Genomic DNA, 22,658 nt, shown 5'->3' on the forward strand with positions numbered 1-22,658 from the left:
CGGTTTAGCCGTCGGCAGTTGGGAGAGTAATAAACGATGTCTGGGGATGACCGTGAACCTATCGGACGTCATGGACGACCGTCAGGCCGCAAGGCCCCGCGTAAGGCCGCACCGCGCCGCAGGCGGGATGATGATTATGATGACCGTTGGCAGGATGATGACGAAGACGAAGAGGAGTACCTGATGCCGCCACGTAAGGGAAGGGGAGGCGCGCCGCGGAAAAAACGCCGGCTGCTGAGCTGGCTTATTAGCATCTTGCTGCTGCTGGTAGTTGTTATCGCGATCTATGGCGTGTATTTGGATGCTCAGGTTCGTCACCGCATTGATGGCAAAGTCTGGCAACTCCCGGCGGCGGTCTATGGTCGCATGGTGAACCTGGAGCCTGGCATGTCCTACAGCCGCAGCGACATGGCGACGCTGCTGGAAGGCATGCAGTACCGCGAGGTATCGCGTATTACCCGGCCGGGCGAATTCACCGTACGCGGCAACAGCATCGAGCTGCTGCGCCGGCCGTTCGATTTCCCGGACGGCAAGGAGGGCCAGATCCACGCCTGCATGACCTTTGCCAAAAACCAGCTGCTGGAAATCAAGAATCAGGACACCGGGCGCAATTTTGGTTTCTTCCGCCTCGACCCGCGGCTGATTACCATGTTGCAATCGCCGAAGGGTGAGCAGCGGCTGTTCGTGCCGCGCGCCGGTTTTCCGGACCTGCTGGTGGATACCCTGATTGCCACCGAGGACCGGCATTTCTACCAGCATGATGGTATCAGTCTCTCCTCTATCGGCCGCGCTTTTCTGGCCAATATCACTGCCGGACGCGCGGTGCAGGGAGGAAGCACGCTGACACAGCAGTTGGTGAAAAACCTGTTTTTGACCAATGAACGCTCGCTGTGGCGTAAGGCCAATGAAGCTTATATGGCGCTGATCGTCGACTATCGCTACAGCAAGGATCGCATCCTGGAGTTGTATCTGAACGAGGTGTATCTCGGCCAGAGCGGTAGCGATCAAATCCGCGGCTTTCCGTTGGCCAGCCTGTATTATTTCGGTCGGCCGGTGGATGAGCTTAGTCTGGATCAGCAGGCGATGCTGGTGGGGATGGTGAAAGGGGCGTCTCTGTATAATCCCTGGCGCAATCCCAAACTGGCGCTGGAACGGCGCAATCTGGTGCTGAAGCTGTTGGAGAACCAACAGGTTATCGACGGTGAGCTGTATAATATGCTGAGCGCCCGCCCACTGGGGGTACAGCCGCGCGGCGGGGTATTGACGCCCCAGCCGGCCTTCATGCAGATGGTGCGCGAAGAGCTGCAAAGCAATCTGGGCGATAAAATTAATGATCTGTCCGGCGTCAAGATTTTCACCACGCTGGACCCGCTGTCGCAGGATGCGGCGGAAAAAGCGGTTGAAGTCGGCATCCCCGCCCTGCGCGCCGGCCGTGGCGTGAAGGATCTGGAGGCCGCGATGGTGGTGGTCGATCGATTAAGCGGCGAAGTGCGCGCGATGGTAGGCGGCGCGGAGCCGCAGTTTGCCGGATTCAATCGCGCTATGCAGGCGCGGCGTTCGGTGGGATCGCTGGCGAAACCGGCCACCTATCTGACCGCCCTGAGCGAGCCGGATAAATATCGGCTCAACACCTGGATAGCCGATGAACCGATTACCCTTAAGCAGCCGAACGGCAGCCTGTGGTCGCCCAAAAACTACGATCGGCAATTCCGCGGCAAGGTCATGTTAGTGGATGCCTTGACCAACTCGCTTAACGTGCCGACGGTCAACCTCGGTCTGTCGGTGGGGCTTGATCGTATTACCGCGACCCTGGTGAAGCTGGGCATCCCCTCTTTGGTACTAAACCCGGTGCCGTCGATGTTGCTTGGCGCTATAAGCCTGACGCCAATGGAAGTGGCGCAGGAATTCCAGACCATCGCCAGCGGCGGTAACCATGCCACACTGTCAGCGGTGCGATCGGTGATAGGGGAAGACGGTGCCGTGCTGTACCAAAGCTTCCCGCAGGCAGAGCGGGTCGTGCCCGCTCAGGCGGCGTATCTGACGCTGTATGCGATGCAGCAGGTTGTGGTGCGAGGGACATCGCGCTCGCTGTCGATGAAATTTCCGTCTTCACATCTGGCGGCGAAAACCGGGACCACCAACGATTTGCGCGATAGCTGGTTCGCCGGTATTGACGGCAAAGAGGTCTCTATCGCCTGGGTCGGTCGCGATAATAACGGGCCTGCCAAATTGACCGGCGCCAACGGCGCATTGACGCTGTATCGCCGTTATCTGGAAAACCAGGCGCCGTTGACGCTGAACTTGACGCCGCCGGAGGGTATCAGTCAGATGTCCATCGATTACGCGGGGAATTTTGTCTGCAACAGCGGCAGCGCGATGCGCACATTGCCGGTGTGGACCGACGACCCACAGTCGCTGTGCCAGCCGGCCCAGACGCAGGTGCAATAGCAGCCTGACGCCGCCGCGCCGGCGGGACAGCCGCAGCAAAATCCGCCGTCGCAGGATGAATAAAAAGACAGTAACGGTGTCGCGAATTGGATTCGGGAAATGTTCGGTAAATAGCGATCGAATACGGGCGGCGCGCCGTCGGGCAGCGGGCAGGTTAACAGCGGCGTTGTCCGGCAAGCCCGCCGCCGGCGCTGGCCTCATTCTGGACGTTTAGCGTCGCTGCCGTGCGGCTCGAGGGTATAGACCGACAGCACCACCCGGGAGAAGGTGGTGAAGAATTGCTCCAGGTGAGCAAAACTTCCCGCATCCTGGGCAAATACCGATGAGCTGTCCACCAGATTGGTCAGCAGAAACACCAGGTCCTGCCGCGGCGTATCGGTCTTCAACTATCCCTGCTGCCAGGCATACTCCACCGCCTGGCTAATCACGTCATACATGGTCTGCGTGAACGACGCAAGAGAACGGTAGGCGGCATCGCTCAGAACATCGCTTTCAAGAAGCAATCGGCCTATTAAACTCCAGGGATGCCTCCCTTTATCATCAGGATTATATTTGCGGTATAGCCGATAATTGTACGCTACCACCTGGGCCACCTTTTGTTCCAGCGTGGTGGTATCCAGCCAAATAATACTGTGATTTTTCTTGGCTTCGGCCACATATTCCCGCACTACGATTTCCACCAGATGATTTTTATTGCCGAAGTGATAATGAATATTGGTGGTCGTGATCTGTAAGGCTTTAGCGATAACGCCAAAGGTGGTTTTATGGTAACCATGGGCAATCAGCAAGTTGTGCGTAATGTCTTTGATCTTTTCCTGCATTGAGCTGCTGGTTGTCAGGCACTGGCTGTATTCTGGTTTTGGCATAATCCTCTCGAGGCTAGCTAATGCCACTGCGCCTTGCAACAAGAGATGGCGTTTTCTGCACGATATAATTAAACGGAGAAGGTGGGCAGAATATTTAGCATTTTTCAGGGGGATAGCAAAACACGGAGCAGCAATTTGCGCAACAGAAGTCTGGCGGCGCTTCAGGATGAAGACGTCGCGTCCGGCGGCACTAGACGGGATTATTGCCGCATCATCAACAGGGTCTCGCCCTGTTGCACGATAGCCTGATGCTGATTGATCATCCGCAGGCCAAAGGTGACAATGCCCCTGTCGGCACGTTTGGTCGGACGTTTGCTCACCACGGTAATCTCGGCGTAAATGCGATCGCCGGGCAGCAGCGGCGCGCAGAATGTCCAGTTCCAGCCCAGGGTTGCGATGCCGCTCAATCGCACGGCCGAGCGGGTCTTCAAGCCCTCGAGAAGCGCCAGCCCCAATAAACCATGGGCGATACGTCCCGGAAATCCCTGCTCCCGGGCGAAAGTATCGTCCATATGCACATCAAAAAAATCGCCGGTAATGCCTGCAAAAGCCACAATATGCGACTCCGTCAGGGTGATCGCTTGGGTGTCATAATGATCGCCCGAGTGCAAATCGGCATAACCATATTCGCCGGCCGGTAACCGCCGTCCCGTGGGGGGAACGGTAGCGGATTGTGACATAGCATCTCCTTAGCGTCCGCCTTGAGCGTTGCACAGAGTTATAAGCGTTGCAGCGTTAAACTCCCGTCGGCATGGATAACCGAGCCGGTGGCGAAAAACACCTCGCGTTTGATAAGCATGGCGACGGCCGCGGCGATATCGTCCCCGCGGCCCCAGCGTTGTGCCGGCACCAGACCGTCACCGATCAATCGGTCATATTTTTCGTTTACGCCGGCGGTCATATCGGTCCGGATAATGCCCGGATGGACTTCAAACACCTCGATGCCATCTGCGGCCAGGCGCGCTGCCATTCCCTGCGCCACCATGGCGAGTCCCGCTTTGGCAATGCAATACTCCAGCTGGTTCACCGATGCCATTTGCGCGGAGCAAGAGGAAATAAAAACGATGCTGCGCTCGCCCTCTGCAGCTGTTCGGATCAGCATGCGCTTGGCCACCGCCTGGGCGAGGAAAAACGCCGCGCAAGTTGGTGTTCAGCACTGCGTCGAAGTTCGCCGCTGGGGTGTCCAGCACATCAAGCTGCTCAGGCGGCGCGATGCCGGCGTTGGAAACCAGTACGGCGATCGGTCCCAACTGCTGCTCGATGCTATCCAGCACGGCGGCGTGGCCCGTCGGCGCGCGTTGGCGCATCACTGCCACCGCTGCCGGTAATAATTGCGGTGGCGGTCGGGTAATGCGGCTGCATCAGGCGTCTCCTAGGGTGCTGAAAAAGGTTAGGTAGGGGCCGTTATCCGCCAAACGCTCGACATAGAGCGCCAGCTCGCGCAGATGATAGTCCCCCCACTGGATGGCTTCGCCGAACGGGTTCTGGTGGCCTGCGGGGACATAATCCCAGCCGTTGGGTCGATGGTATTGACTGTGCAGCAATAATCCCTAGTGCTGCGGCGCCAGGCTGAGATACCGGTCGTCCAACAGCGTTTGCAGCACTGTTAATCCCGCCTGGCGATAGCGTTGCGCACCGGCGCGTTGATTGGCGCCGAGCCAGGCGCCGAATCGCAGTAGCCCCTGCGCCGCAATCGCCGCCGCGGAGCTGTCGACGGGTTCGACGGCGTTGGCCGGATCCGGGTAGCGCTCGTAGGGCGCGTCTAGGGTCGCAAGACCGGGGGCGCCGGTGTCCCAGTAGGGGATGCCATCAAGGGTGGTGAACGCCAGATAGAAATCGCACACGGCGGCGGCGGCTTTTTCCAGCGTCGCCACGGTACTGGCTCTGTCCTGAGAGGCGTGCCATTTGTCGGCGGGCAGCGCTTGCAGATACTCCAGCAGTTCCGCGAAGCTGCATATCGCCCAGCTCAGCCCGCGGGTCCAGGTAGAGAAGCCGGAATAGCCTTGCTGGGTCCACGCAACGAAAAGCGCCGTTGCGCGAGTTAAAGAGGGCTTCGTGCGCCGTGTGGCCGCGGATATCGTAAATATCCCGCCCTTCGCCATAGAAAATGCAATAGCGCGCGCTGGTGAGAGAATGCGCCACGGCGCGATCCAGAAGCGAGACGGCCCCTCATCCCCCTCGATTTTCATGACTTGTCCCAGGTCGTGCCCAACAGCAACACCCGTAGGGTACGCAGCGTGTCAATAAACAGGGAGTGCGCTCCGTTAAAGGAGTGGATAAATCCTTCACCGGCGCCGAGCGCGGTCCAGCGATAGGCCTGCACCGCGCCCGAACAACGGATGGCCAGGCGGTAATAGTCCAGGCAACCCGGCTCGGCCGGTAGTTTGCCCTCGGCCACCAGGCGCAGCAGATTGCCGTAGGTGCTGACCTGATTAAAGCCGTGGTCGTGCACGCCAAAATGGGTGATATGCTGCGGCATGTCGTCGCGGATGAGCGTCAGCGCCGTATCCAGAAAATGCCGTTCGCCGGTGGCATCGAACTGCAACAGAGCGCTGCCGTATTCAAACCCTTGAGTCCAATCCGTCCAGCCTTTGGGCTGATAGCGTCCGGCAACGGTATGCACCGGCGCTCCCCGGGCGCGATCGAAACTGGCGTCGAGCGCGCTGATTTTATGAGCCGAAAGCGCCCACATGCGTTCAATGGCGGGCAACAAACGGGCGGGGGTCAGAGAGTCATCGATTTTCATTGGGGTCCTCTTTGCTGTCTAGCATGGGCAATCGTTGCAGGAGGGTGCTTAACGTCACATCGATCGTCTGCCGCCACCAATTGTCGGCGGAGAAGATTTCCACTTCATACAGGCCGCGATAGCCGGCGTCGGCCACGCTTTGGCATAGCAGCGGCAGATCGATGACGTCATCGCCCATCATGCCGCGATCGGTCAGCAGGTGTTGGGTGGGTACCAGCCAATCGCTGAGATGAAACGCCAGCAACCGTTGCGTCCGGCACGCACGCGGTAATTGCGGGATGACGTCGGGATCCCACCAAGTGTGATAAACGTCGGCGGCAATACCTACCTCCGGGCCCAGACGCTCGCAAAGCGCCAGCGCCAAGGGTGGCGGTATTGAGCGATATCTGCTGCGCTGTCAATGGCGGCATGGCGACTCCTTAGCGTGCAGACCGAAGAAGGTTAGGAACGCCGCCAGCTGACCTTCAATCATCGGCCTGCCGTTAGTCGCCCGGCAGCCCGCTTGACGCGCGTGCGATAAGCGGCGTCTCGGGAGGATGCATAATGATATCCACCACCTGTAGCGCCGGACTGAACGCGGTAAAGGGCGCAGGGAGGTCCTCGCCGGGTTTCATCCCGACGGGGGAGCAATTGATAAGCAGAATCGATCCCATGCAGGTCAGCAGGTGCGGTGCTAACGCGGGTAGGCTCGTTAGGATAATAGGCGTTGATACGGTCTACCAGCGCCTGTGCCACTTCGCCATTGGGATCGCACAGCGTCAAAGAGGCCACGCCGGCCCCCAATAAGGCCACCGCGGCACCGCTGCTGCCGAGCTGTTTGACATGCTGTCCGCGTAGCATGAAGCCCTCCGCCTGCAAGCTGGCGACCAGCCCCGCGCCATCAAACATATCGCCCTGCCACCCACCTTGCGCGTCGCGTCGAAGGACATTCACGGCGCCGACCCGCTGCGCCTGCGCGGAAAGCGTATCCGCCGCGCGCAGGCGCGCACCTTATGGGGCATGGTTATCACCAGACCCGCGACATTACCCAAGGCCATGATGCCGCGCAGGCTGGACTAAAAGGTAGCGGCGACCACCTGTAGAGGCACGTAGACCGCGTTGATGCCGTTTTGCTGGAAGAACGCATTCATCAACTCAGGCGTTTTCACCTGCGCGATGGGATCGCACACAATGCCGTACAGCCGCGTACTGCCGTCAATCGTTAACGACGTCATAGCGGTACCTGCGGCGCAAGTTGAGCGAGACGCGGATGCCGTGCGCGCGTTTTCGCCGCCATCTCTTCATGCAGGCCCATGGGCTGCGGCAAAAACAGTCTGGCGTCCATCGATTTGAGATCAGCGGCAATGCGCGGCCGAAAGGCCATCTGTTGCAAAACGTCGCGTTCTAGATCGATACCGGGCGTCCAGTGCGCCGTCGACCACGCGGAACACGGCGCGCTCGGTGACGAACAGCACCGTCTGACACCGCTGGCTGCGTAGGGGCCGCTGTAGGAAATCTGCTGCAGGGCGGCGACGAACTTGCGGTGGGCGCCCTCTTGTTCGATATGTAATTGCCCCCCGGTGCAGGCCGCCGGCGGTAAATGTGCCGCCGAATACCATTTTTTTGGCGTTTTGACTGATGTTGATAAAACCGCCGACGCCGATGAGTTTGTTGGCGAAGCGGCTGATATTGACTCTGCCGCCGGCGTCGATTTCGGCCGCGGAAAGAAAGGCGATATCAATCCCGCCGCCATCGTAAAAATCAAACTGATAGGGCTGGTCCACCAGCGCGCTGTAATTGCGCACGGCGCCGGCATCCAGCCCGGCGGCAGGGGCGCCGCTGATAAGCCCTTCCCGTTGGTGAACACAATAGAATCCAGCACGTCCTCTTCCGCGCTCACCAGACCGATGCCGGTGCAAATGCCGGATCCCACATTGCATACGGCGCCGGGCAACAGTTCCATGGCGAAGCGGCGCACCACGATTTTGCGTTCATCGAGCGGCAGTAATGGAAAATCGTTAAGCGGAATGCGGAACTCGCCGGTAAACGCCGGATCGTTCGGACTTTGATAGGTCACGGCCTGCTGTGCGTCTACTACCACCAGATCCACCAGCATCGCCGGTATCTTGACATTCTTGGCCGGCAGCGTGCCGCGGCGGGCGAGGCGTTTCACCTGAACGATGACCAGACCGCCGCAGCGTTTGGTTGCCTGTGCCATTGACAGCATGTCGCCGAAGATGGCCTCTTGCTCCATGGTGATATTGCCGTCTTCGTCCGCCGTGGTGCGTGCAAAAAAGCAACATCGACGTGAAAAGGTTTGTAGTACAGCCATTCACGGCCGGCAATTTCAATCAGACTGACCAATTCCTCATGGCAACGCTCGCTCTGGCGGCCGCCGCCGAGGCGCGGATCCACAAAAGTATGCAGCCCGACATGACTTATCAAACCGGGCCTGCCGGCGGCCATTTCTCGGGTCAACTGCGACAATACGCCCTGAGGCAGCGTCCAGGCTTCGATCTCATTCGCCAGCGCCAGCTGCGCCAGGGCAGGAGAATCGACCAGAGTGCCGCAGACTACGCGTTTCAGCAGGCTCGTATGCGCCAGCCGTGAGGCGCCGCGCTGGCCGCAATCCCCAAGCCCCACCGGATTAAGCACGGTTAAGCGTTGGGGAGAGCCCTGCTGCTGAAAACGCCGTTCCACAGCTTCAAGCAGCGCTTCGGGTACCGCATGTCCCCCTCCCGATCCTTCGATCATGAGGGTATATCCATCGCGCAGTAATGAAACCGCGTCATCAGCCGATACAATCCGCATCATTTTTCTCCATTCGTGAATAATCAACCCTGGCTACCCAAAGGCGCGGGTAAACAGGCCATGCCCTGCATCGCATTAACACCACATTGCAATTTGCTGCCAATCCACTGCGCTATTTCGGCCGCGGCATTAACGCCGCGGTTGAAAGTGAGGACGCAGGCTCGGCGTTACTTTTCTGCTGCAATAACGGCGTGCGGTCTTCATCGTGGTGGGATAAGTGCTTTCCCAGCGCCACGGCAATGACGGTAAACAAACAAAACGCGCCCAAATACACCATGACCCACGTCGGTCTGCCGCCCCCTAACGCCACCAGCGCTGTGGCGATAAAAGGCGTTGGCCCGCCGATAAGGGCGCCGGATAATTCTCGACACATGGCAATGCCGGAGAACCGATAACGGGTGGGAAATAAATTAGAGAGAAAAGCGCCTTGTGCGCCGCCGGTGCAGCCCCAACTGATGTCATAGATGGCGCTTACGCCCAGCGCCGCTAATAAAGTATTTTTGGTATCGACCAGATAAAACAGGGGGTAGACAAAAAAACAGCGCGCCACAGATAAATATCTTGGTGCTGCCATACCGGTCGGCCAGCCAACCGCCAATCGGCCCGCAGATAAGCGTGAAGGTAAATGCGATGATCAACACCATCAGATCGTCGGTTTTCGACATACCGAGGGTATTAATCATATAACTCAGCGCAAAAGTATTGAGGACATAGGTCAGCGCCTGATGGCCCCCCATGGCAAAGAAGCCACAGAGCAGCTCGCGGGGACTTTCTTTGAACAGTTGACGAATCGGCGCTTTTTGCTGCTGGCGCTCACGCTGCGCTTTATCTATGGCGTTTACATATTCCGGCGTTTCGTCCAGCTTGGCGCGGATATAAAGCGCAATAACGAACAGCAATACCGACAGCTGGAAAGAGATACGCCATACCCAGCCTAATAACGTTTCCTCCGGCAGCCAAGAAAAGAACAAAAACGTTACGGTCGCGATTAATACGCCAAAATTGGTGGCTGTATTGGGGATAACGGTAAAAAAGCCGCGCCGTTTGACCGGGGTGTATTCCACGACCAGGGTAATGGCGCCTGCCAGTTCGGCGCCGGCGCCGAAACCCTGCAGAATGCGCAGGAAGATAAGGAGTATCGGCGCCCAGATGCCGATACTGTGCCATGTCGGCAGGATGAGCTCCGGTTTGCGGCCAAATTTATCGCCGATATGGGAAATCACTATCCCCCCCACCGGGCGAATAATAAATCCGATGGCGAAGGTGGCAAACGCTTCCAGCATACCGCCCAGTTGGCTCAGTTGCGGAAAGAACAGTTTATTGATAATCAGCCCGGAGGCCGCGGCATACAGTCCGTAGTCATACCACTCTATGATGGTGCCCAGCGTCGACGCAAAGATTGCGCGTTTGACATTTTTATCGATACTGACGGGTTGTTGCGATATCGGGTTCATCGAACGTTCTCCTGCATACAAGACGAGATGTTCTTCCTCACAGCATAATAAGAAGAATGCTTTGCCTCAGGGGGCCATCGCTGCCGCAGGGTGGCCGGCGAAAAACCGTTATAACGGGTGGCGAAATATTCCCCGGAGGGAAGCGCCAGGCTGCGCCGTGTTTGTCACGATCGTTGTTGGCTGAATGTCGCCGCTCCTTGTTGGTAATTGCCCGTGGCAAAACAGAGAGTGGTTAATTCATTTTTATATTGCATGCCAGCTTCCAGCGGCATCGATAACGAGGCGCGAACGGCGCTTTTCACGGCCTGCACCGCCAGCGGGTCATGCTCTGCCAGCCGCTGGCATAAGGTCAGGGCGGTGTCGTTTACGTCATTATAGCCACCAGGTATTCCACCAAGCCTAGAAGCCAGGCCTCTTGCGCGTCGATGGTGTCACCGCTTAACAGTAAACGCATCGCCTGACCATACCCCACCAGCCGCGGCAGCAACTGCGAGGCTCCGCCGCCGCCCACCCAGCCGCGCACGACTTCAGGCGGGCCAAATTTGGCGCTTTGGCCCGCTACGCGGATATCCGCCGCCAGCATCATTTCCAGGCCGCCGCCAAGCACCCAGCCTTTCAGCGCGGCGGTCACTACCGGCTTGCGCGCACGGCGCACGGTGGTGCCGTAATCGGTACGATGGCGAAACTCCATGGCCGAGCGATAGCTTGACAGCGTCTGTAAATCGCTGCCGGCGCTGAATGCCCGTTCGCCTTCTCCCCGCAGCAAGATGACGTGGACCGCGTCGTCGTTGTCGAGCCGGGCGAATAACGACGCCAGAGCTTCACTCATTTCCGGCGTCATGGCGTTCATTTTCTCCGGCCGGTTGATCACCACTTCGGCAACGGCCCCGTGTCGGTATAAAGCGATTTGGTCGCTCATAATGTGTCCTTATAGTCCTATGAAGCGCAGGGTAGCGCATTACTAGTTATATTTATTTACTAGTAAATGGTGATCAACATAACAGTTTTATAATTTGGTCGTTACGTCATTGCATTCTTACCATGGAATTAATTTGTTCACGTGGTAGTGTGGGTGTTCTGAACGGCGGTCTGCGCCAGGGACACTTTATCTTGCGACGGGTAAATAAACCGCATGCAGAGCCATGCCGCGATATAGGTGATGCCGCAAAGGATAAACAACAGGTTATAACCGAGACCGATTTTGCCCAATAGATACCGTCTTGCCAGTTATCTTGCAAGACATATTCCAGCATCGAACACCTGTCCTGATTTCAGCACTCCGTAAGCTTGTTGCAATAGTTTCTTCATTGCCGCACACACGACAACTTTCCCTGATTTATTACGTGCATTCATATGCTCTTTCAGCGCTATTATTGCTGGGTTATAGCGCATTGCCGTCAGGGCCGGCATATACAGGGCTTTACGTATCATGGCGTTGCCCACCTTTGATATCCGACTTTTACCTTTCCACAGCCCAGACTCCTGCAACATCGGATTCAGACCAGCCCAAGCCACGACAGCTTTGCTGCTATCGAACCGTGACATATCACCAAAATAGCCCAATATCATGCTACTCAACACGCCAGCTATCCCAGGGATCGATTCCAACAGTTCCCTGTTTTGCTTAAGACTTGGATCGTTGCCTATATGATTGTCCATCGCCTGTTTTATCTCTGCTATTTGGGTATCCAGCGCAGCGATGACCGCGCAGATGGAAACCTGTACTAACGAGGGGGGCTGTTTCCAGGCGATTTTCTTCCATCTGCTTCATTTCCTGCAGATTTATTAGCCGGTTGACCAACGCTTTCAGCTTTCTTTCATTCAGCGGCAACGGTTGCCACAACACGGGAGCATGCAGCTTACAATAACGCGCGATCATGCGTGCATCGCCTTTATCTGTCTTGTTACGACTCAGTTCACTGCAGCCGAATGATTTTATGCGTGCTGGATTTTCCACGCTTACAGCGTAACCTGCATCAGCCAGGAAAGTAGACAATGGCTCACTGTAAGCACCTGTTGCTTCCATGCATATATGGCAGTCACCGAACGGCTCAAGCCATTTTTTCAGCGCATCGAAACCCTTAGGCGTGTTAGAAAAGGCTTTGGATTTGTAGGCTGCTTTACCTTTCCAGACTGCAACGTCAAATTTCTGGGAAGCAACATCAATGCCGACAGGGGTGAGAATTTGCACGTGCTATCTCCTTCTGGGTGAATCAGGAAACCGCCATGACCTTCCTTATAGATACGTGCTCCAGGCACAGGATACCGTCCAGTCTTGAAGGCGGGAGATAAGTCGTGGGGGATGAATCTATTGGACAGGCTCTAAGCCCGAGGGAGGGTTCCATCTCACCCACGACTTCCCGATGATCAGTCGGGGAGCATAATACCCTGAGTACAATGATCGAGATATAAGGTTGAAGTGATCGAGCACAGCGCCCACCACAAACGGAAACAGCGCGGAGGTCACGCCGCTCGCCATGCCGCCGATGCCCACGACCGAAGCCACGACCCGTTTGGGAAACATATCGGAGGCCAGAGTAAACATATTGGCCGACCAGCCTTGATGCGCCGCCACGGTCAATCTCAGTAAGCCGACGATGACCCACACATTCTCTATTCACGGCGCCGCCATCATTGGCATCACCAGCATGGCAAGCCCTAGCATGGTTGTTTGGCGGGCGCGGCTGACGGACCAGCCGCGCGCGATCAATTTTGACGCTGCCGCCCCGCCCAGCACGTTGCCGATGGAGGTGAAAATATAGACAATGATCAGCGGCAGACCGAGGTTCTGCAAATCTAGATTGAAGCGGCTGTTGAAGTAAGACGGTAGCCAGAACAGTAGAAATCACCAGATAGGATCGGTCATGCCTTTGCCCACCAAAATAGACCAGGTGGCGCGGTGTTTAAACAGCGAGAACCAACCGACGGCGTGCCCGCTATCCTGTTCCTGGTCAGTCTCTTTGTCGTGGCAGATCACGCTTAATTCCTGCGGGGTGACGCGCGGATGCTGCTGCGGCGCATGATACATGACGTACCAAAAGGCAAACCAGATGAAGCCGGGGATACCGGTCAGCAAAAAAGCGCTTTGCCAGCCGAAACTCACTGCTAACCAGGGAACCAGAGCCGTGGCCAGTACGGGCGTCGACCCGGGGCATCTTTATATTACGATGGCGTCAGTCGGCTATTATTATCTCAACAATCGCTATACTCTCGAAGTCATCTATGGTCAGAACTTTGTTTCCGCCGACGCTCTCGAGGCGCGTTTCGCGTTTAATGTCGACACCACCCTTCGTCTGCTTAAACCCTGAGGCCGGGTGGGCTGTTAACGCCGGGTAGAGACGCGCCGGCGTCACGCTAACGGTGGGACCGCTGAGCTTTATCGGGCTAATGGCCCCGCATATGGTGCGCATGCTGGGCTTCCACAAACCGCTGGCGCAGGGGCTGATGGCCTCGGCGGTAGGGGGCATCTTGATGATGTTCGCCGACTGGTGCGGTCGTATGGTGATGTTTCCGAACCAAATCCCCGCCGTCCGCAGCCCCGCGTACTGTGGGACGGTGTGGGCGACCCCTTCGCTGCGTCGCCGGAAGAAAAGAAACGGGCGACGCGGTACGCTGTTCGGCCACCACCGTCAGGCGGGGCCGGGAGCAAACCGCGCCTGACGGGGCTGCATGGCATAGGGGCCACTGTCGGGAAAAGCCGCGCAAGCACAAGCCTGGCGACAGACAGTTCACAGCTGGGCAAAACTCTGTGCCGCGGCCTCCACCGTGTGGCGAATTTCGGCATCGCCGTGCGCCAGGGACATGAAGCCGGCTTCAAACGCCGACGGCGCCAGATAAACCCCCGCCGCCAGCATCAGATGGAAGAACCGTTTAAAACGATCCACGTCACACGCTTGGACGTCCTGGAAGCAGGTCACCGTCGGCGACTCGGTAAAGAACAGGCCGAACATACCGCCGACGCGGTTGACCACCAGAGGCACGCCCGCCGCTTCCGCTGCCGCCAGCAGCCCCTGCGCCAGACGTTCGGTCTGCTGCGTTAGCTGCTGATGTACGCCCGGCCGGGCGACCTCGCGCAGGCAGGCGTAGCCCGCCGCAATGGCGACCGGATTGCCCGACAGGGTACCTGCCTGATAGACCGGCCCCGTCGGCGCCAGCGCCGCCATCACCTCACGGCGGCCGCCGAAGGCGCCAACCGGCATGCCGCCGCCGATGATCTTGCCCAGGCAGGTCAAATCTGGTTTCACATCATAATAAGCCTGGGCCCCGCCCAGCTCGACACGGAAACCGGTCATCACCTCATCGATAATCAACAGTGCGCCGAACTCGTCGCACAGCGCGCGTAGGCCGGGCAAAAATTCCGGCAGCGGCGGGACGCAGTTCATATTCCCCGCCACCGGTTCAACGATGACACAGGCGATCTCGCGCGGGTACAGCGTAAACGCCTCGCGCACCGATTGCAGGTCGTTATAGCTGCAGGTGAGGGTATATTTGGCATAATCCGCCGGGACGCCGGGAGAACTGGGTTGCCCCAGAGTGAGCGCCCCGGATCCGGCCTTGACCAGCAGTCCGTCCGCGTGGCCGTGATAGCAGCCTTCAAATTTGATTACCCTGTCGCGGCCGGTATAGCCGCGCGCCAACCGGATGGTGCTCATGGTGGCTTCGGTGCCGGAGTTGACCATGCGCACACTCTCGATAGAGGGCACCAGCTCGGTCAGCAGCCGCGCCATTTTCACCTCGATTTCCGTAGGAGCGCCAAAACTCAGACCGCGCTGCACGGCGTCCAGCACCGCCTGGCGAATCGCCGGGTGATTATGGCCCAGCACCATAGGGCCCCACGAGCCAACATAGTCGATATAGCTATTGCCGTCGGCGTCGGTCAAACGGGCGCCGTCGGCGCTGGCGATAAACAGCGGCGTGCCACCAACGCCGTTGAATGCACGCACCGGTGAATTGACCCCGCCGGGGATCAGCTGCTGCGCCTCGGCGTACAAACTTGCGGAATGACTCATCAATCGACTCCTGAATGGCAAAATTAACCTGACCCCTGTAGTGTAATCAACTGGCGGCCATTGTGAAATCACCGCGCCTGGCATTTAACATCAAAGAGCAGTGTCAAACTACGTGTGTTATGAATAAATCCAATCCTTCTTATACGTGGGTGCTGCAGGAGCGGCAGGCGCGCCGACGTATGATCCGCCGGCTGCTTTACCGCGATAAAACGCCGGTGCTGATCTTGTTAATGGCCGCGTTGGTGGGAACGCTGGTAGGCGTGTTGTTCGAGAAAGCGGTCAATGGCGTACAGGCCCGTCTCGCTGCGCTGGCGGTATTGCCGCAGCATGCCTGGCTGCTGATGCCGGCGGCGTTCGTGCTCTCGGCGCTGCTGGCGATGATCGGCTATTTTCTGGCGCCGCTACGCCCCGGAAGCCGGCGGTTCCGGCATCCCGGAAATCGAAGACACGCTGGAAGAACTGCGGCCGGTACGCTGGTAGCGGGTCATCCCGGTGAAATTTATCGGCGGCATGGGCACGCTTGGCGCCGGGATGGTTTTGGGGCGTGAAGGCCCTACGGTGCAGTTGGGGGACAATCTTGGCCGTATGGTGCTGGATGTGTGTAGGTTGCGCGGTGCGGAAGCGCGCCACACTCTACTGGCGACCGGCGCTGCCGCCGGATTGACCGCGGTCTTTAATGCGCCGTTAGCAGGGATTCTGTTTATCATCGAAGAGATGAGGCCGCAGTTCCGTTACAATTTGATTTCGATTAAAGCGGTATTTATCGGCGTCATTAATGGCCAGTATCGTGTTTCGCCTGTTCAATGGCGAACGGGCGGTCATCGCGGTAGGGAAACTGGCCTTCGCGCCGGTCAATACCTTGTGGCTCTATTTGCTGTTAGGCGCCCTTTTTGGCGCGGTGGGCGTTCGTTCTGTTTAACGCCCTGATTTTTCGCGTACAGGACGTTTTTCAACGCCTGCACGGCGGCGATTGGCGCAAGATCATCGCCATTGGCGGTCTGCTGGGGGGCGGCTGCGGCATTTTGGTACTGGTGGGTCCGTTTGCCGCCAGCGGTGGTTTCAGCCTGATCCCGCTCGCCGCAGCCGGACACTATACGTTCGGCATGCTGATATTCATCTTTCTCGCGCGCATGCTTACCACACTTTTGTGCTTTTGTTCAGGAGCGCCAAGAGGCATTTTCGCGCCAATGCTGCGTTAGGCACCCTGCTGGGTATGGCTTTCGGCGTGGGCGCAATGATGTTATTTCCCCAGGACGGCCTGCAGGCGGGCACTTTTGCCATCGCCGGCATGGGGGAGCTGTTCGCCGCCTCGGTACGGGCACCCCTGACCGGTATTGTGCTGGTGCTGGAGATGATCGATAGCTATCAACTTATTCTGCTGATGATTATCACCTGTCTGGGCGTGACGCTGTTGGCGCAGTTCCTGGGGGAGCAAGCCGCTTTATTCCTCCTTGTTGGCGCGCACCTTGCAGCGCCTAGGGCAGGAAAAGGATGCTCGGCAAGCGCACGTTGAGGCAAACGCGATTTCCCCGATGCGCAATACTTGAACGTAAACGATGCCTAACGGATAATAGCCCTAGCGATCGGGTTGACGTGCCTTCAGCCCGACGATGGCCCGGGAGTAGAATTATGAGTGAAACGGCAACTTTGCCATTACGGTTTACCGATTCAGCGGCAAGCAAGGTCAAAAACCTTATCGCAGACGAAGAGAATCCGAATCTGAAATTGCGGGTTTACATCACCGGCGGCGGCTGTAGCGGCTTCCAGTATGGCTTCACCTTTGACGATAAAGTCAACGAAGACGACTTTACCATCGAGAAACAGGGTGTTGCGCTGGTTGTGGACCCCATGAGCCTGCAATACCTGGTGGGCGGGTCCGTTGACTACAGCGAAGGGCTGGAAGGGTCGCGCTTTATCGTCACCAACCCTAATGCCAAGACCACCTGCGGTTGTGGGTCGTCGTTCAGCATCTGACGCGCCGCGTGCCGGTTTTTTATGCCCGCGATAGGGCCCTATGTCGGTTCCGCCGGCGCGGCGGTCGGCGCTAGTTGCGGCTGTGAAATTCAAATACCGGCAGTTTTAGGTGCCAGCAGATGGCCGCCAGCCGGATAAGCAGCGTCGTCGCTATTCCCAGCATGGCGGCGTGCTGAAGCGTGAAACGCCACTCACTGTAGGTCACGGTATGCACAATACCGCCGGCGATACAGGTGGTGGAGTAAATCTCGGTGCGCAGGATAAGCGGAATTTCTCGCGCCAGCACATCCCGCAGCATGCCGCCTCCCACGCCGGTAATGACCCCCATACATACCGCGATAAGTGGCACGGCGCCGCTGGAGAATGCTTTATTGACGCCGATACCGACAAATACCGCCAGCCCGATAGCATCCAGCACCGGCAGGATCCATTTCGGCAGATGGCGCGGCTGGCCGATGACAAGCAAGGTGACGAAACAGGTGATAATGGCCACCACCAAATCGGTGGAATCGCGTACCCAGAATACGGGGCCGTTAGCCAGCGCCATATCGCGGATGGTGCAGCCATCGACCGCGGTCACCACGCTGAGCACCAGCACGCCGAAGGGATCCATGTGCAATTTGCCGGCCAGCAGAACGCCGGAAATGGCGAACACCGCCGTACTGAGAATATCCAGCCAGTACAGCATCAGGGCACCTTTGCCGGGAGGGCGGCGCGGATTGGCGCCAGTTGCGTACAAAGCTGCTGCGCCGCCAGCAGAATGCGCGGCCCCGGACGGGTAAAACTGTCCTCATTGAGGGCAAGCACCGGCGCCGACAACTGCGGCCGGCTGCCGAACTGCAAAAAGACCCGCAGCGGCGCGCCGCCGGCGTAACGCTTTCGCAGCGTCGCCTGCTGGTCCTCCAGCGCATGGGCCGCTTGCCGCGCCTGTTCCGGATGCGGGCTATAGGAGGCCAAGGTGTTCAGCGCGCCGGCCATCTCGTCGATGCTTTGCGGATCCAGGGTCACCACCGGAATCCCGAAAGCAGCCAATGTCTCCAACGCACGCTGCGGATTGCCGCCGCGCCACCCTAGTACCAGATCCGGTTTCAGCGCCAGTATGCGCTCGATATTGACGCCCTGCCACGAGGCGACCCGCTCAAGATGTCGCGCCGCGGGAGGATAATCCGACCAGTCGCTGGCCGCCACCAGCACCGCCCCCATGCCGGCGGCGTAAGCCAGTTCCGTGGTGTGGGGCGCGAGGCTGACCACCCGTTGCGCCGCGCGTCGGTAGCGCATTTACCGCTGGCCGGCCAGCGCTTGCACCATTTCCTCCACCAGGCGGGAGGAGCTTTGCGCCGCCACGGTGAGGAATTCATCAAAGCTCAGATGGGATGCTTGATCCGCGACATCGGAAATCGCGCGCACCACGACGAAGGGGACGGCGAACTGATGGCACACATGGGCGATGGCCGTCGCCTCCATTTCCACGGCGATAGCCTGCGGGAAGGTCTGGCGGATATGGGCCAGGCCGTCGGCGTCGTTGATAAAGGCATCGCCGCTGACCACCAGACCGCGTACCGCATGCATACCCAGACGATCGACGCTCTCCTCTGCCAGCGCTACCAGCGACGGGGCGGCATTAAACGACGCCGGACACTGCGCCATCTGGCCAGGTTCATAGCCGAAAGCGGTCACATCGACATCGTGATAGCGCACTTCATGGGACACCACGATATCGCCGACCTTCAACGACGGCGCCAAACCGCCGGCAGAGCCGGTATTGATGACCAGCTCCGGTTTAAAATGATCCAGCAATAGCGTCGTGCCCAGCGCGGCGGAAACTTTGCCGATGCCAGATTTCACCAACGCCACCTCAACACCGTGTAGCTGACCCATATAAATTTCACACCCCGCCTGCTGACACAGGGTAGAGTGGTCTATGCGATCGCGCAGCAGCGCTACTTCCTGTTCCATTGCGCCGATAATACCAATTTTCATAAAAAGCGTTCCCGTTAAAAAATGCGTATTGAAATGTTAGGGGGCGTTCATAGGCTGCATTCTAGCATGCCTGGTGCGGAGAAATAACGGCCGGTGGGCTTGCGTTTGCCAACCGGCATTGGTATCACGGCAGGGTGCGGTTTTCAAGCGGGGAAAAAGATGTCCGAAATCGACTTCAGTCATAAAATCAGTTTTCAACGTTCCTATAGTCCGGCGATCAGGGCCCAGGATGATTATGCCATTATTCGCCAGTTTGAAAGCGACCGCGGGCGGATCATCAATTCCGCCGCCATACGCCGGCTTCAGCAAAAAACCCAGGTTTTTCCGCTGGAGCGCAATGCCGCGGTACGTTCGCGCCTGACGCATTCGCTGGAAGTACAGCAGGTGGGTCGCCATATCGTGAAAGAGATATTTCATCATCTCAAAAACGACGGGCGCATTGGCGCACTGGGATTATCGCAACTGGAAGCGCCCTGCGAGAGTATGGTCGAAATGGCCTGCCTGATGCACGATATCGGCAATCCGCCGTTCGGCCATTTTGGCGAAGCGGCGATCAATGACTGGTTTCGTCGCTGGCTGGATATCGCCGGTCTGGAACAGGATGCGCTCGGCAATGACCGCTGCCAGGTAGCCAGCCTGCGCCTGCGCGCCGGCGACGAAGACAACAATGCGCTGCGCAGCCGTATCCGCCTCGACCTGTGCCATTTTGAAGGCAACGCCCAGGCCATCCGTATGGTCCATAGCCTGCTGAAGCTTAATTTGACCTATGCGCAGGTCGGCTGCATTCTCAAATACACCCGTCCGGCCTACTGGCATGGGCCGGCCCCGGCGCCCTTCAGCTATTTGATGAAAAAGCCCGGCTTTTATCTGGCGGAAGAGGAGTATGTCCAGACGCTGCGCCGCGAATTATCCCTGGGTGAATTCCACCGCTTTCCGCTGACGTATATTATGGAAGCCGCCGATGATATTTCGTATTGCATTGCCGATCTGGAAGACGCGGTGGAGAAAAAAATCTTTACCGTGGAACAATTGTACCTATTCCTGCAAAAAGAATGGGGCAGCGTCGTCAAAGGCGATTTGTTCGATAAAGTCATCGGCCAGGCGTTTAATAAAATAAGGCGTTATCAAGGATTGCGCAGTGGCGACCAGTTTTTTATGTATTTACGGGTCAATACCGTGGCGCGACTGGTGCCCCACGCGGCGCAGCGTTTTCTGGATAATCTGGCGCCTATTTACGACGGCCGTTTCAATCAGGCGCTGCTGGAGGACTCAAGTCCGGCGTTTCGGTTGTTAAAGATATTTAAAAGTGTTGCTTTTAAGCATGTGTTCAATCATCTGGAAGTAGAGCAGCTGGAACTACAGGGCTACCGTGTGATAAGCGGCCTGCTGGAAATTTATAATCCCCTGCTCGAGATGTCGCAGGCGGATTTTCAGCGGTTGGTGACGGAGGACTACCATCCCGCGCATCCCATCGCCAGCCGGCTGTATCATAAACTGTCCGCCAAGCATCGTTTGGCTTATGGCGAAGCCATGGAAACGGTCAACCGCTATCCCGCCGGGCAGCAATCCATGATGGAATTTTATTATCGCGCCCGTTTGATTCAAGATTATATTAGCGGAATGACCGATCTTTATGCCTGGGATGAATATCGTCGGTTGATGGCGGCCGAGTAGCCGCGGTAACGGTGGTCATTTGTAAAGCGGATCAATATTTATTTACCTTTGCCGCTTTCTTTGCGCTGAACTACGGGGTATTTCATTACTCTTATGGAGAAATGCAACACGCTCTGCATTATGACCCCTTAATTTTAGTCGAGATAATCACAGATGAAAAAATCCACGTTGGCCCTGACGGCGCTTGCTCTAAGTTTGGGTATGGCGCTAAGTCCCGTCTCTGTCTTTGCGGCAGAAACCGCCTTGTCCAATCAGCAGTTACCAAGCCTGGCGCCGATGCTTGAAAAGGTCATGCCCTCTGTGGTGAGTATCAGCGTAGAGGGCAGCACGCCGATTACGTCGCGGCAAATGCCCGATCAATTAAAACAATTTTTCGGCCAAAACTCGCCATTATGCCAGGACGGTTCGCCGTTCCAGGCGTCGCCGCTGTGCCAGGGCGGCGGCGATGACGGTGGGGAGGGGGGCAGCGCGCTGGCCCAGGAAAAATTCCAGGCGTTGGGTGCTGGGGTCATTATCGATGCCGCGAAAGGCTATGTGGTGACCAACAATCATGTGGTCAACGACGCTTCCAAAATACAGGTACAGCTCAGCGATGGTCGCAAATTCGATGCCAAGCTTATCGGTAAGGACCCGCGCTCTGATATTGCTCTGGTGCAACTGATCGATTTTAAAAATCTGACCGCCATCAAAATGGCGGACTCCGATCAGCTGCGCGTCGGGGATTATACCGTGGCCATCGGCAATTCCTACGGCCTGGGTGAAACGGCAACGTCTGGGATTGTGTCGGCGCTGGGACGCAGCGGACTGAATATCGAAAATTATGAAAAATTTATTCAGACCGATGCCGCCATTAACCGTGGCAATTCCGGCGGCGCGCTGGTTAATCTTAACGGCGAGCTTATCGGCATTAACACCGCCATTTTGGCGCCGGACGGCGGCAACATCGGTATCGGCTTTGCCATACCGAGCAATATGGTAAAAAATCTGACCAAACAGATCGTCGAATTCGGCCAGGTTAAACGCGGCGAAATCGGCATCCTCGGCACCGAGTTGACGCCAGAACTGGCCAAAGCGATGAAGATCGACGCCCAGCGCGGCGCGTTCGTCAGTCAGGTGATGCCGAAATCCGCCGCGGAGAAAGCCGGAGTCAAGGCGGGAGATGTCATCGTGACCATGAACGGCAAGGCGCTGAACAGCTTCGCCTCGTTTCGGGCAGATATCAGCTCGCAGCCGGTGGGCACCAAAATGACTCTTGGCCTGCTGCGTGACGGTAAACCGGTGACGGTCGATGTTACCCTTGAGCAAAGTATGCAGTCTCAGGTTGACTCCGGAATGATTTTTACCGGTATTGAGGGTGCGGAGCTCAGTAATACCGAGTTGGATGGTCAGAAAGGCGTGTGGGTGGATAACGTGAAAGCTGGCAGCACCGCCGAGCGGGTTGGACTGAAGAAAGGGGATGTCATTTTGGGTGTGAATCAGCAGCCGGTGGAAAATATCGGTGAGCTGCGTAAAATCCTCGACACCAAACCTAACGTACTGGCGCTGAGTATTCGCCGCGGCGATACCTCGTTGTATTTATTGGCGCAATAAATCGCTGCTTTATCAAAACTGAACGGCGTCACGCCGTCCGGTTTTTTTTGCCCGCAAAAAAACGTGATGTTAACCACAACTTGCATGCACCGCCGCTGACTTTGTGCATTTGCACAATGTTTGAAGA

28 protein-coding genes and 4 pseudogenes are annotated in these 22,658 nt (G+C 57.5%); 7 read left to right on the forward strand and 25 right to left on the reverse strand.

The genetic code is table 11. The annotated features are described in order from the left end of the window. The first annotated feature begins 36 nt into the window (after positions 1–36). Positions 37–2,511: pseudogene (gene mrcB, locus SGP1_RS04390) on the forward strand (bifunctional glycosyl transferase/transpeptidase). Positions 2,512–2,645: 134 nt separating this feature from the next. On the opposite strand, the gene SGP1_RS31850 reads toward mrcB, so the two are convergent. The 21 genes and pseudogenes from SGP1_RS31850 to SGP1_RS31900 all read right to left on the reverse strand — a co-directional run bounded on the left by SGP1_RS31850 (position 2,646) and on the right by SGP1_RS31900 (position 13,407). Next, a complete protein-coding gene (locus SGP1_RS31850; protein WP_083764666.1) occupies positions 2,646–2,834 on the reverse strand; it encodes a hypothetical protein in 189 nt (62 codons plus the stop codon). After that, entirely contained in the window at positions 2,835–3,314 is a 480-nt protein-coding gene (locus SGP1_RS04395) for a TetR/AcrR family transcriptional regulator (RefSeq protein ID WP_011410468.1), read from the reverse strand. Between the two features lie 200 nt (positions 3,315–3,514). Further along, complete coding sequence (locus tag SGP1_RS04400; RefSeq protein ID WP_011410469.1) at positions 3,515–3,994, reverse strand: MaoC family dehydratase; 480 nt, start codon at positions 3,992–3,994, stop codon at positions 3,515–3,517. A 38-nt stretch (positions 3,995–4,032) separates the two neighbouring features. Next, positions 4,033–4,621, reverse strand: a pseudogene (locus SGP1_RS04405) (SDR family oxidoreductase). A 54-nt stretch (positions 4,622–4,675) separates the two neighbouring features. Then, positions 4,676–4,858 (reverse strand): hypothetical protein, encoded by a 183-nt coding sequence (locus tag SGP1_RS31855; protein WP_198408766.1) that lies wholly within the window; start codon positions 4,856–4,858, stop codon positions 4,676–4,678. Positions 4,859–4,864: 6 nt separating this feature from the next. Beyond that, a complete protein-coding gene (locus SGP1_RS31860; RefSeq protein WP_198408767.1) occupies positions 4,865–5,503 on the reverse strand; it encodes a hypothetical protein in 639 nt (212 codons plus the stop codon). After that, positions 5,500–6,060 carry a hypothetical protein gene (locus SGP1_RS31865; RefSeq protein ID WP_198408768.1) on the reverse strand — a complete coding sequence of 187 codons (561 nt, stop codon included), beginning with the start codon at positions 6,058–6,060 and terminating at the stop codon, positions 5,500–5,502. Before SGP1_RS31865 ends, SGP1_RS31860 begins: the two co-directional genes overlap by 4 nt. After that, complete coding sequence (locus tag SGP1_RS04415; RefSeq protein WP_050747404.1) at positions 6,047–6,424, reverse strand: sugar phosphate isomerase/epimerase family protein; 378 nt, start codon at positions 6,422–6,424, stop codon at positions 6,047–6,049. Before SGP1_RS04415 ends, SGP1_RS31865 begins: the two co-directional genes overlap by 14 nt. A 104-nt stretch (positions 6,425–6,528) precedes the next feature. Then, entirely contained in the window at positions 6,529–6,993 is a 465-nt protein-coding gene (locus SGP1_RS31870) for a hypothetical protein (protein WP_011410470.1), read from the reverse strand. A gap of 122 nt (positions 6,994–7,115) precedes the next feature. After that, positions 7,116–7,274 carry a hypothetical protein gene (locus SGP1_RS31875; protein ID WP_198408769.1) on the reverse strand — a complete coding sequence of 53 codons (159 nt, stop codon included), beginning with the start codon at positions 7,272–7,274 and terminating at the stop codon, positions 7,116–7,118. After that, positions 7,271–8,293 carry a hypothetical protein gene (locus SGP1_RS31880; protein WP_198408770.1) on the reverse strand — a complete coding sequence of 341 codons (1,023 nt, stop codon included), beginning with the start codon at positions 8,291–8,293 and terminating at the stop codon, positions 7,271–7,273. The genes SGP1_RS31875 and SGP1_RS31880 overlap by 4 nt, the downstream gene beginning before the upstream one ends. Then, positions 8,209–8,853 carry a CoA-transferase gene (locus SGP1_RS31885; RefSeq protein WP_198408771.1) on the reverse strand — a complete coding sequence of 215 codons (645 nt, stop codon included), beginning with the start codon at positions 8,851–8,853 and terminating at the stop codon, positions 8,209–8,211. Before SGP1_RS31885 ends, SGP1_RS31880 begins: the two co-directional genes overlap by 85 nt. A gap of 109 nt (positions 8,854–8,962) precedes the next feature. After that, positions 8,963–9,400: an MHS family MFS transporter gene (locus tag SGP1_RS31130; protein WP_148203365.1), complete on the reverse strand. Its 438-nt coding sequence runs from the start codon at positions 9,398–9,400 to the stop codon at positions 8,963–8,965. Next, entirely contained in the window at positions 9,309–10,304 is a 996-nt protein-coding gene (locus tag SGP1_RS04430) for an MFS transporter (protein WP_070108730.1), read from the reverse strand. Before SGP1_RS04430 ends, SGP1_RS31130 begins: the two co-directional genes overlap by 92 nt. Before the next feature lie 164 nt (positions 10,305–10,468). After that, the gene (locus SGP1_RS31890) at positions 10,469–10,606 is read right to left on the reverse strand and encodes a hypothetical protein (RefSeq protein WP_198408772.1); all 138 of its coding nucleotides are present in this window, start codon (positions 10,604–10,606) and stop codon (positions 10,469–10,471) included. A gap of 62 nt (positions 10,607–10,668) precedes the next feature. Beyond that, complete coding sequence (locus SGP1_RS04435) at positions 10,669–11,223, reverse strand: enoyl-CoA hydratase/isomerase family protein (protein ID WP_198408773.1); 555 nt, start codon at positions 11,221–11,223, stop codon at positions 10,669–10,671. Between the two features lie 137 nt (positions 11,224–11,360). After that, the gene (locus tag SGP1_RS30595; RefSeq protein WP_158302327.1) at positions 11,361–11,513 is read right to left on the reverse strand and encodes a hypothetical protein; all 153 of its coding nucleotides are present in this window, start codon (positions 11,511–11,513) and stop codon (positions 11,361–11,363) included. An 18-nt stretch (positions 11,514–11,531) separates the two neighbouring features. After that, positions 11,532–11,963 carry an IS110 family transposase gene (locus SGP1_RS32650; protein WP_243466165.1) on the reverse strand — a complete coding sequence of 144 codons (432 nt, stop codon included), beginning with the start codon at positions 11,961–11,963 and terminating at the stop codon, positions 11,532–11,534. Next, entirely contained in the window at positions 11,929–12,495 is a 567-nt protein-coding gene (locus SGP1_RS32655) for an IS110 family transposase (protein ID WP_243466145.1), read from the reverse strand. The genes SGP1_RS32650 and SGP1_RS32655 overlap by 35 nt, the downstream gene beginning before the upstream one ends. Positions 12,496–12,921: 426 nt before the next feature. After that, a complete protein-coding gene (locus SGP1_RS31895) occupies positions 12,922–13,098 on the reverse strand; it encodes a hypothetical protein (RefSeq protein WP_166506412.1) in 177 nt (58 codons plus the stop codon). Positions 13,099–13,149: 51 nt separating this feature from the next. After that, complete coding sequence (locus SGP1_RS31900) at positions 13,150–13,407, reverse strand: hypothetical protein (RefSeq protein ID WP_050747406.1); 258 nt, start codon at positions 13,405–13,407, stop codon at positions 13,150–13,152. Between the two features lie 22 nt (positions 13,408–13,429). Between SGP1_RS31900 and SGP1_RS04450 the strand changes: the two genes are divergently transcribed. Next, positions 13,430–13,612, forward strand: a complete 183-nt coding sequence (locus SGP1_RS04450; protein WP_041866631.1) for a hypothetical protein — start codon at positions 13,430–13,432, stop codon at positions 13,610–13,612. 46 nt (positions 13,613–13,658) lie between these two features. Then, positions 13,659–13,964, forward strand: a pseudogene (locus tag SGP1_RS36100) (iron chelate uptake ABC transporter family permease subunit); the annotation flags it as partial. Between the two features lie 68 nt (positions 13,965–14,032). Here the strand turns inward: SGP1_RS36100 and hemL are convergent. Continuing rightward, positions 14,033–15,313: a glutamate-1-semialdehyde 2,1-aminomutase gene (hemL, locus tag SGP1_RS04460; protein ID WP_011410473.1), complete on the reverse strand. Its 1,281-nt coding sequence runs from the start codon at positions 15,311–15,313 to the stop codon at positions 14,033–14,035. 119 nt (positions 15,314–15,432) lie between these two features. Between hemL and clcA the strand changes: the two are divergent. Next, positions 15,433–16,860 (forward strand): annotated as a pseudogene (gene clcA / locus SGP1_RS04465) (H(+)/Cl(-) exchange transporter ClcA). 82 nt (positions 16,861–16,942) lie between these two features. After that, positions 16,943–17,287, forward strand: coding sequence for an iron-sulfur cluster insertion protein ErpA (gene erpA / locus SGP1_RS04470; RefSeq protein WP_011410474.1), 345 nt, complete (start codon positions 16,943–16,945; stop codon positions 17,285–17,287). 70 nt (positions 17,288–17,357) lie between these two features. On the opposite strand, the gene SGP1_RS04475 is transcribed toward erpA, so the two are convergent. The 3 genes from SGP1_RS04475 to mtnN are packed head-to-tail and all read right to left on the reverse strand — an operon-like array spanning position 17,358 to position 19,267. After that, positions 17,358–17,978: a TRIC cation channel family protein gene (locus tag SGP1_RS04475; protein ID WP_041867376.1), complete on the reverse strand. Its 621-nt coding sequence runs from the start codon at positions 17,976–17,978 to the stop codon at positions 17,358–17,360. Then, positions 17,975–18,565, reverse strand: coding sequence for a helical backbone metal receptor (locus tag SGP1_RS04480; protein ID WP_041866633.1), 591 nt, complete (start codon positions 18,563–18,565; stop codon positions 17,975–17,977). The genes SGP1_RS04475 and SGP1_RS04480 overlap by 4 nt, the downstream gene beginning before the upstream one ends. Continuing rightward, positions 18,566–19,267: a 5'-methylthioadenosine/S-adenosylhomocysteine nucleosidase gene (gene mtnN, locus SGP1_RS04485; protein ID WP_011410476.1), complete on the reverse strand. Its 702-nt coding sequence runs from the start codon at positions 19,265–19,267 to the stop codon at positions 18,566–18,568. It abuts the gene before it with no gap. Positions 19,268–19,426: 159 nt separating this feature from the next. Between mtnN and dgt the strand changes: the two genes are divergently transcribed. After that, positions 19,427–20,941: a dGTPase gene (gene dgt / locus SGP1_RS04490; protein WP_011410477.1), complete on the forward strand. Its 1,515-nt coding sequence runs from the start codon at positions 19,427–19,429 to the stop codon at positions 20,939–20,941. A gap of 153 nt (positions 20,942–21,094) precedes the next feature. Then, positions 21,095–22,531 carry a serine endoprotease DegP gene (degP, locus tag SGP1_RS04495; RefSeq protein WP_011410478.1) on the forward strand — a complete coding sequence of 479 codons (1,437 nt, stop codon included), beginning with the start codon at positions 21,095–21,097 and terminating at the stop codon, positions 22,529–22,531. The last annotated feature ends 127 nt before the right edge of the window (positions 22,532–22,658 follow it).

The organism is Sodalis glossinidius str. 'morsitans' (assembly GCF_000010085.1).
Classification (GTDB): Bacteria; Pseudomonadota; Gammaproteobacteria; order Enterobacterales; family Enterobacteriaceae; genus Sodalis; species Sodalis glossinidius.